The organism is Streptomyces sp. 378, assembly GCF_030124145.1.
Classification (GTDB): Bacteria; Actinomycetota; Actinomycetes; order Streptomycetales; family Streptomycetaceae; genus Streptomyces.
On record NZ_JASKMS010000077.1, the window covers coordinates 1 to 1848 of the forward strand.

Genomic DNA, 1848 nt, shown 5'->3' on the forward strand with positions numbered 1-1848 from the left:
GTTGAACTCGTGATGTCGCTGGGTTGATCAGGCAGGTCTGATGGTCAGGCCGGTCTCGGTGAGGCAGCCGTCTATGAGGTGGCTGCGGTACTGGATGTGCCGTAGGCCGCGTCGGATGCGCTGGACGAGGTGTTCGGGGGTGCTGAACGCGACGTTGGAGAGCCAGCCGCGTCGCAGGAGGGACCAGATTCCTTCGACGGGGTTGAGGTCGGGTGCGTAGGGCGGCAGGTAGTAGATGGTCAGCCAGTCCCGGGCTTCGGCGAACTCCCGCAAGTTGGCGGCTTTGTGGACGTTGAGGATGCCCCTATGTTGCGTCAAGCGGCAGAAGACGAGGCGGCGAGGCCGGCGCCTGATGGATCTCACGGTAGATCTCGCGGGCGACGTAGCGTTTCAGGCAGCGGATGATCTCGCGTTTGGACATGCCCTGTTTCGTGCGTCGTTCGAGGTAGAGACGTGTGCGGGCGTCACGGCGGAGGCGGGTCACGACGATGCGGTAGAGGGCGGCGTTGGCCTGCCGGTTGCCCCCGCGGTTCAGCCTCCGGCGCTGGGTCTTCCCGGAGGACTGCTCGACGGGGCTGACGCCGCACAGAGCGGCGAACGAAGCCTCGCTGGCCAGCCGCTCCGGGTTGTCGCCGGCGGCGATCAGCAGGGCGGCGGCACTGTCGGGCCCGACACCAATGACGTCCAGGAGCTGCGGATGGCAGCGACGGACGGCCTTGGTGACCCGGCGGGCGAGTTCCTTCACCTCGGTGGTCAGCTGCTGGATGCGCCGGGCCAGCAACCGGAGCGTGAAGACGGCCGCGTCGCCGGAGTCGGGAAGGTCGGCGCACCTGGCGATCAAGGCTGTGTTGGTGAGCTTGGAGAGTGCCTCGCGCAGCGCGGGATCAACTCCCAGTAGCACGGCCTTGAGCTGGTTCTTCGCCTGCGTGCGGGCCTTGACAGCCGACTCCTTCGCCAGCCGCAGCACACGAATGTCGGCGGCCGGGCCCTCGCCGGTCTTGGGCGTGACGTCAGCGCGGCCGGACAGTACCGCGCGGGCGGCGGCCTCCGCATCGACGGCGTCGGTCTTGCCGCGCTTGCGGCGGATGGCGCGGTCGGGCTGATTAACCTCGAGAACCTGGACCTTCTCCCGGCTGAGGTGGCGTGTCAGGGCGGCTCCGTAGGATCCGGTGCATTCCACACCGGATCGGCGCAGGGTACCGAACGAGCGTGCCCAGGCGAGGAGTTGGCGGTATCCGGCGACGGTGGCTGGGAACTCCTTGTGGGCCAGGAGCGCGCCGAGCACGGTGATCACGGCGGCGACATGCACGTCCTTGTGGGTGTCCACCCCCAAGATGACGTCCTCTGCCGGCGATTCTCCCGGCTGTGCGGACAGAGTCGGCTGGGGCATGCTGGTGATGGTCACGCGGCTCCTCGATCGGCACGGGGCTGTGGCCGACGTCGGGCCGGTGGGCGGTCAGAACTGTGACGGTGCCTTGTGCGGCAAGGCCCCTATCGAGACACGCTCCCCCGGTCCGGCGGCAGCAAGCACCACCCGGGACCGCGGGCCGACAGATCCTCAACAAGGCAGCTTGGGCCAGTTGTCCCACGGGTCAGACCCTGGCCCCGGACGGCGCCCCATGAGTCTCACAGTTGTCCCAGATGAGCACGATCGGGCCGCCGAGCTGCTGGTGGGCTGCGATCAGCAGGTCTCGGTAGTCGCGCCAGGAGAAGCTCTTGCGTCCGTCGCGTTGGCCGTCGTCTCGTCTCGGCCGGTAGATCAGCCGGGATCGGTGGCCGGGTTTGTAGCAGGTCAGGGCCGCGATGGAGATGCGTCTGCGGGACCGGCCGCGGACTCGGACCACTGGT

1 protein-coding gene and 2 pseudogenes are annotated in these 1848 nt (G+C 68.2%); all 3 read right to left on the minus strand.

The window, feature by feature from the left end; translation table 11 throughout:
• Positions 1–27 precede the first annotated feature (27 nt).
• Positions 28–297: pseudogene (locus QNO09_RS39535) on the minus strand (transposase); the annotation flags it as partial.
• A 7-nt stretch (positions 298–304) separates the two neighbouring features.
• Positions 305–1375, minus strand: coding sequence for an IS110 family RNA-guided transposase (locus QNO09_RS39540; protein WP_502962421.1), 1071 nt, complete (start codon positions 1373–1375; stop codon positions 305–307).
• A 238-nt stretch (positions 1376–1613) separates the two neighbouring features.
• Positions 1614–1848, minus strand: a pseudogene (locus QNO09_RS39545) (IS630 family transposase); the annotation flags it as partial.